The following is a 7167-nucleotide window of genomic DNA, read 5'->3' on the forward strand; positions in this document are numbered from 1 at the left end:
GCCTCCGATTGGATCGTCTCGATCGGAGCCGCGCCGAAGCGAGGAAGAACGGCGGCGCGCGCAGGCCGCTGCAAAGCCTGGCACGGACCGTAAAATAGCTTGGTTAATAGGTCATTGCCTGCGCCCCAGAATTTGTCGGCGACCCGTTAAGCTTGACGCGCGAAGCAGGCTCGCCTCCGAGGCTCGAGCACGAGGAAGTGAAACGTCGGTCGCCATGCGGCTCGCCGTCGCGCGAACGAATACACCCGATGGCGCGCCGCGCCGGAAAAGTGAGTGCTCGCCCGTCAGAGGACGGCGTGTTTCAGCCGCGACGGCGCGCCGTCATCCTCGGCCGCATCCTGCGCCGGCTGCAGGGGCGGGGCGACCGGCACGGCCGCCGGTCGCAGCAATTCGGCCATCTGCCCGGGCGGCAGCGGCTTGGCGATGAGGAACCCCTGCATCTCGTCGCAGCCGTGGGTGCGCAGGAACGCTTCCTGCTGGGCGTTTTCGACGCCCTCCGCGACCACGGTCATGCCGAGCGCCTTGCCCATGCTGATGATCGCCTGGGCGATCGCCTGGTCCTCGCTGTCGTCCGGCAGGTCGCGTACGAAGGAGCGGTCGATCTTGATGGTGTCGATCGGGAAATGCTTCATCAGCGACATCGACGAATAGCCGGTGCCGAAATCGTCGATGGCGAGCCGGATGCCGCGGCTCTGGATCGCGTCCAGCACCTTCAGCGCGCGGCCGACGTTCCGCATCATCATGCTCTCGGTGACTTCGAGTTGCAGCAGCACCGGCGACATGCCGCTCTCGGCAAGCGCTTCGTCGACGTCCCGCAACAGATGCTCGTCGGCGAACTGCCGCGGCGACAAGTTGACCGCCATCGACAGCGGCAGCAGGCCGCGACGTTGCCAGGCCATGGCCTGCGCGCAGGCCTCCTTCAGCACCCAGCGACCGATCGGAACGATCAGCCCGGTTTCCTCGGCGAGCGGGATGAACTGCGCCGGCGAGACGTTGCCGAGGTCGGGATGGGTCCAGCGCAACAGCGCTTCCACGCCCGTGATCTGGCCGCTCGCCATGTCCACCTTGGGCTGGTATTGCAGCGAGAACTGGTCGCGCTCGAGTGCCCGGCGCAGCGCGCTTTCCAGCGACAGCCGTTCGATCGATTGCGTCGTCACTTCCTTGGAGAAGAAGCGGTAGCCGTTCTTGCCGTCTTCCTTGGCGAGGTACATCGCCATGTCGGCATTCTTGGTCAGGGTCTGGGCATCGGCACCGTTGGCCGGATACATCGCGATGCCGATCGAGGCGGTGGTGTGGCACTCATGGCCGGCAAGCTCCATCGGCTGCCCGAGGGCAACCAGCAGATCGGTGGCGATGCGCTGGACGTCGTCGACGTGGCCGCATCGATCGAGCACGACCACGAACTCGTCGCCGCCGAGCCGCGCCACCACGTCGCTCGCGCGCAGCGCGCCGCGCAGACGGTTGGCCACCTCGACGAGGAGGAGATCGCCGGCTTCATGGCCCAGCGAGTCGTTGATGACCTTGAAGCGGTCGAGATCGATGAACAGCAGCGCGAACGGCTGGTCATGGCGGCGCGCGGTTTCGATCGCCTGCCGCAGCAGGGCGTTGAAGGTCTCGCGGTTCGGCAGATGGGTCAGGCTGTCGTGCGAGGCGAGATATTCGATCCGCTCGTCCGCCTTGTTCTTCGCCTCGGTACGGTCGAAATTCTCCAGCGCAAAGGATACGTTGTCGGCGAGACGCTGCAGCAGTTCGACGAACTCGGCGGTGAAGGTGTCCTTGTCGGTCGACATGTAGATCATGACGCCGACGGCCCGGTCATGGGCGATCAGCGGGAATGCCGCGCCCGATCGCGCCCCGTCGTCGCGGACGACGGCGTGGAACGCCGTGACACGCTGGTCGTTCGGATAGTCGTTGCTGATGCAGGGCTGCCGGGTGCGGAACGCCGTCCCGCTCATGCCGCGGCCCTCCGGGCGCGCCGGATCGACGGACAGGCGCACGTGACGCGTCGACTCGGCCGAGGGACCCGCGGCAGCCACGATCTCGAGCTGGTCGCTGTCGGGTCTGGCGAGCGCGATCGTGGTCGAGGTGAACTTGGCGCCGTTCGAGGCGGCCTCGCAGACCAGATCGAACAATTCGGCGCGCGACTTTGCCCGCATGATCGCTTCGTTGGTGGCGATGAGCGCCGCGAACATGCGCGTCAGGCGCTCCTTCTGCTCTTCGGTGCGGGCCTTTTCTTCCGCGCGATCGAAATTGTCGAGCGCAAAGGACACGTTCTCCGCCAGGCGTCCGAGCAGCTGGATCAGATCGGGGGTGAACGTCCCCTCGTCCGAGGAGAGGAACAGGAGTATCCCGATCGCCTTGCCGCCGTTGCAGAGCAGCGGGAAGCAGGCTCCCGACCGGATGCCCTGCTTGCGCGCGAACTGGTGCCAGTGCGCGGTGCGGACGTCGGAGAGCAGTTCGTTCGTGACGCATGGCGCGCGCGTCCTGAACGACGTCCCGGCCAGCCCGCGGCCTTCCGCATCGTCGGCCGAAGTCGAAAAGCGCCATCCCTTCACCTGATAGCAGCTCTCGCCCTTGGTCTTGGCGATGTCGAGATAGCGGCCGCTCGAATCGACCATGGCGATGGTCGCGGACGAGAACAAGCCACCGAGCACGGCCGCCTCGCAAACGACGTCGAACAGTTCGGCGCGCGACCTCACCCGCATGATCGCTTCGTTGGTGGCGCTCAGCGCCTCGAGCATGCCCCGGAGGCGGTTGCGCTGCTTTTCCGCCTTCGCCTTCTCGTCGGCACGATCGAAGTTCTCCAGCGCGAAGGCCACGTTCGCCTGCAGGCGCTGCAACAGCTCGACGAACTCCGGAGTAAACGTGCCGCGCTCCGGCGAATTGAAGATGAAGACGCCCTCCGCCCGGTCACCGTTGAGGAGCGGCAGGACGGCCGAGGATGCAATGCCGTTGCGCCTGATGCCCTCGAACCACGGCTTCAACCGTTCGTCGGTCGGGACATCGTTGCTGACGCAGGGCTGCAGCGTCCGGAACGCGGTGCCGGTCAGCCCGCGCCCCTCCGGCATCTTGTCGGTGGTGGCGAATTTGTAGGTGCGCACCTCGGCCGCATTCGGGCCGTAGGAAGCCACGACGCGAAGCAGCTCGGTTTTGGGGTCGGCCAGCGCAATCGTCGTGGAACCGAACCTCGCGCCCTTGACCGTGGCCTCGCAGACCAGATCGAACAGCTCGGCGCGCGACCGCGCCCGCAGAATGGCCTCGTTGGTCGCGCTCAGCGCCGCATACATCCGCGCCAGACGCTCCTCCTCCCGGGAGATCCTGGTCTTCTCCGTTTCGCGATCGAAATTCTCGATCGCAAAGCAGACGTTTTCCGCCATGCGCAGCAGGAGCGCGACGACTTCCTCGTCTTTCGCCCAGGACCTGCTGACGAAGAACAGCAGCACCCCGATGCTTTCGCCGTGCTTGACCAGGGGCGCGGCCACGCAGGCGGTGACGCCGGTATCGACGTTGGCCCGCTCCCACGGCGTGCCCCTGGTGCGGGCGGAGAGATCCTCCTCCACGACGGGCTTCTGCGTCCGGAACACCTGGCCGGAAATGCCGCGGCCATGGGGATCGTCCGGATCGATCGAATAGCGCGCCTGCGTGACCAGTTCGAGGTTCTTTCCCGTCCCGGCGACGGGCTTCAGCCAATGGGAGCCCGGCTCGCGGAGCAGCACGAAGGTCGCGAGCGACTTGCCGCCGTGAACGGAGGCGTCGCACACGCGCTGGTACATCTCCTGCTCGGTCTTGGCGCGCAAAATGGCTTCGTTGGTGGCACTGATCGCACCGAACATCCGGTTCAGCCGCCGCATCGCCCTCTCGCCGTTCTGGCGCGCGGTCTCGCGCTCGAAATTCTCGAGCGCATAGGAGATGTTGGCCGACATGCGCTCGAACAGCGACACGATCTTGCCCTTCAGCGAGCCCGCCTCGCGGCGCGTCACCAGCAGCACCCCGACGCTGCGGCCCCGGCAGATCAGCGGCAGCGCCGCGGCGGTGCCGACGTGCGCCCGGACCGCGCCCTCGCGCCAGGCGAGCGAGCGCCGATCGTGCAGAAAATCGTTGCTGACGCAGAGCCGCTGCTCGCGGAACGCCTGCCCGCAGACGCCGGAGCCTTCCGGCGTGCCCTCCTCGATCGTGACCTCGATCGCATGCAGTCGCGCGACGTCCTCGCCGAATCCCGTCACGCAGCGCAGCCGTCGGCCGTCCGGCTCCGCCAGAAACACGGCGACCGCCAGGAAGTCCCCGCTCGAAAACCCGGCTTCGCAGACCTTCTGGTACAGCTCGTCCGGCGATTTCGCGTACAGGATCGCTTCGTTGATGGCGCTCAGCGCCGCAAATGTGCGCGCGAGGGTCGTCTGCAAGATCTCAACTCCCGGGCATTCCTGCCTTTTCCCGCGTCCGTTATTGGTGTCGATCGGCTAAGTGGTCGTTATCGCGGCCCGCCAACCCGCAATCACGGTGAACGACATCCCAACGCGCAGCACGAAACGTGCGGGAAACCGCGGACGGCGGGTCCGGGATGGCCTCGGCAGCCCCTCTTTGCGAATTTGCAGCCCTGGTTTGGTTTACGGGAGATTGATATCGCGCGAGCGCTTTGAGACCATGGCCGCCAACAACGGGCGCCCGCCGAGGGCGGAAACGAGGAAACGCCATGCCGACCGTCCAGGCCGACCGCCTCACGCGCGTCTGCGCAGCGCTGCTGCGGGCCGCAGGAGCATCCGAGGAGGAGGCCGACGCCGTCGCGATCGGCTGCGTCAATGCCAACCTCGCCGGCCACGATTCCCACGGCGTGATCGCGATCCCCACCTATATCGACCGCATCAAGGCCGGCCACATCATTCCCGGCGCGCCCTGGACCATCGTGCAGGAGACGCCGACCACGACCGTGATCGACGGCCATTGGGGCTTCGGCTTCCACGTCAACGCCAGGGCGATGGCCCTGACCATCGAGAAGGCGAAGACCGCCAATGTCGCGGCCTGCACGGTGTTCCGGCAAAGCCATGTCGGCCGCCTCGCCGCCTATCCGCTGATGGCGATGCGCGAAGGCATGATCGGCATTGCCGCGGCCGACTCCGGCCGCTCGCCGAAGCACGTTGCGCCGTTCGGCGGGCGGGAGGCGCGGCTCGGCACCAACCCGATCTCGATCGCGGTGCCCTCCGATCTCGACGCGCCGTTCTACCTGGACATGGCGACCTCGGCGGTCGCCGCCGGCAAGATCCAGCTCGCGGTCGCCCGCGGCGAGGAGATCCCCAACGGTTGGATCATCGACGCCGAAGGGCGGCACACCACCGATCCCACGCAATACCGCAAGGGCGGCGCCCTGCTGCCGCTCGGCGGCACCGAGGGCTACAAGGGCAGCGGGCTCGCCGCGATGGTGGAGGTGCTGTGCGGCCTCCTCACCGGACTTGGCTTTGGCGTGGAGCCGACCGGCCGGCACAACGACGGATGCTTCATGGCGGTGTTCAACGTCGCCGCCTTCCGGCCGCTCGAGGACTTCAAGCGGGAGGTCGCCGAGTTCGCGCGCTACCTCAAATCGACGCCGCCGTCCGAAGGCAGTCGCGGCGTGTTCTATCCCGGCGAGATCGAGCATCTGCGCGAACTGGAGCGCCGGCGTGACGGCATCGAGATCGAGGATGCGACCTGGGAGAAGCTCGCTGCGCTCGCCCGCGGCTACGGGCTCGACCATGAGCTCGGTTTCATCTGACGGAAAACGGAGAACAGCAGCATGACACGCCAGATGGTCCTGGTCGGCTTCCTGCAGGCGCAGAACTGCACCAATCTGCCGAGTTCGTGGCGGCATCCGGACTCGCGCGACGATTCGATGTCGGCGGACTACTATCAGGAGATCGCGCGCATCCTCGAAGCCGGCAAGTTCCACCTCGCCTTCTTCGACGATCGCCTGGCGATGCCCGACCGCTACGGCAACGACCATGCCCACACCGTCGAATACGGCATCCGCTGCGTGAAGATGGACCCGCTGATCGTGCTGACCTGCATGGGCATGGTTACCGAGAAGCTCGGGCTGGGGGCGACCTGCTCGACCACCTATTACGAACCCTTCGACGTCGCCCGCCGCTTCGCCACCCTCGACCTGATGTCGGGCGGACGCGCCGGCTGGAACGTCGTCACCTCGCTCAACGACGGCGAGGCGCTCAACATGGGCAAGGATGCCCATCTCGCGCACGACTATCGCTACGACCGCGCCGACGAGTTCATGGAGGTGGTGCTCGGCCATTGGGACACCTGGGAGGACGGCTCGCTGATCATGGACAAGGCGAGCGGCCGCTTCGCCGATCCGACCAAGGTCAGGCGGCTCGACCACAAGGGCCCGTTCTTCAAGTCGCGCGGGCCGTTCACGGTGCCGCGCTCGCAACAAGGCCATCCCGTGATCATCCAGGCCGGTGCCTCCGGCCGCGGCCAGCGCTTTGCCGGACGCTGGGGCGAGGTGATCTTCACCGCTGCGCGCAACCTCGCCGGCGCCAAGGAGGGCTACGCGGCGGTCAAGGCCGAGGCCGCCAAGGCCGGCCGCGATCCCGAGCAGATGTTCCTCTGCAACCTGACCACGCCGGTCTGCGCCGCGACCAGGTCTGAAGCCGAGGACAAGATGGCGCTGATCGACAAGCTGCCGCTGCAGATCGACGCGCTGTCGCTGCTCGCGGAAGCGCTGAACTACGACTTCGCCTCCAAGGGCCTCGACGAGCCGCTGACCACGGAGGAGCTGAAGAGCATGCAGGGCATCCTCGGCATCCGCGACGGCGTGCTGAAGGCATCGGGCAAGAGCAATCCCACCGCACGCGACTTCGTCACCTTCTCCGGCCGCGGCCAGACCCATGACGCCATCGTCGGCGGCCCGAAGGAGATCGCCGACAGGCTGGAGGAGATGTTCGTCGAGCGCGGCTGCGACGGCTTCGTCATCGCCGCGACCATCGTGCCCGGCTCCTACGCCGACTTCGTTCGCCACGTGGTGCCGGAACTGCAGCGGCGCGGCCTGTTCCAGACCGAGTATCGCGGCAAGACGCTGCGCGAAAATCTCGGGCTGAAGCGGCCTGCTGCCGGCGCCTGGAAGGTCGCGCCGAGCGTCGCGGCGGAATAATCGAGATCGAGGGACATATCCATGCGCTGGCTGAA

The 7167-nt window shown here is 66.8% G+C and carries 3 protein-coding genes; 2 read left to right on the forward strand and 1 reads right to left on the reverse strand.

The features are described 5' to 3' along the window. Window positions 1-284 precede the first annotated feature (284 nt). A complete protein-coding gene (locus KGM94_RS07970) occupies window positions 285-4400 on the reverse strand; it encodes a GAF domain-containing protein (RefSeq protein WP_300256630.1) in 4116 nt (1371 codons plus the stop codon). Between the two features lie 290 nt (window positions 4401-4690). Between KGM94_RS07970 and KGM94_RS07975 the strand changes: the two genes are divergently transcribed. After that, on the forward strand, window positions 4691-5743 hold the full coding sequence (locus KGM94_RS07975) for an Ldh family oxidoreductase (RefSeq protein ID WP_300256632.1): 1053 nt from the start codon (window positions 4691-4693) through the stop codon (window positions 5741-5743). A 21-nt stretch (window positions 5744-5764) separates the two neighbouring features. Next, on the forward strand, window positions 5765-7132 hold the full coding sequence (locus tag KGM94_RS07980; protein ID WP_300256634.1) for an LLM class flavin-dependent oxidoreductase: 1368 nt from the start codon (window positions 5765-5767) through the stop codon (window positions 7130-7132). Window positions 7133-7167 lie beyond the last annotated feature (35 nt).

This window comes from Bradyrhizobium sp. (genome assembly GCF_028868675.1).
GTDB lineage: Bacteria > Pseudomonadota > Alphaproteobacteria > Rhizobiales > Xanthobacteraceae > Bradyrhizobium.

What these genes read in the sequence shown, in the direction of transcription:
- KGM94_RS07975 (WP_300256632.1), top strand. Translation starts at nt 4,691, where the DNA reads ATGCCGACCGTCCAGGCCGACCGCCTCACGCGCGTCTGCGCAGCGCTG.
- KGM94_RS07980 (WP_300256634.1), top strand. Translation starts at nt 5,765, where the DNA reads ATGACACGCCAGATGGTCCTGGTCGGCTTCCTGCAGGCGCAGAACTGC.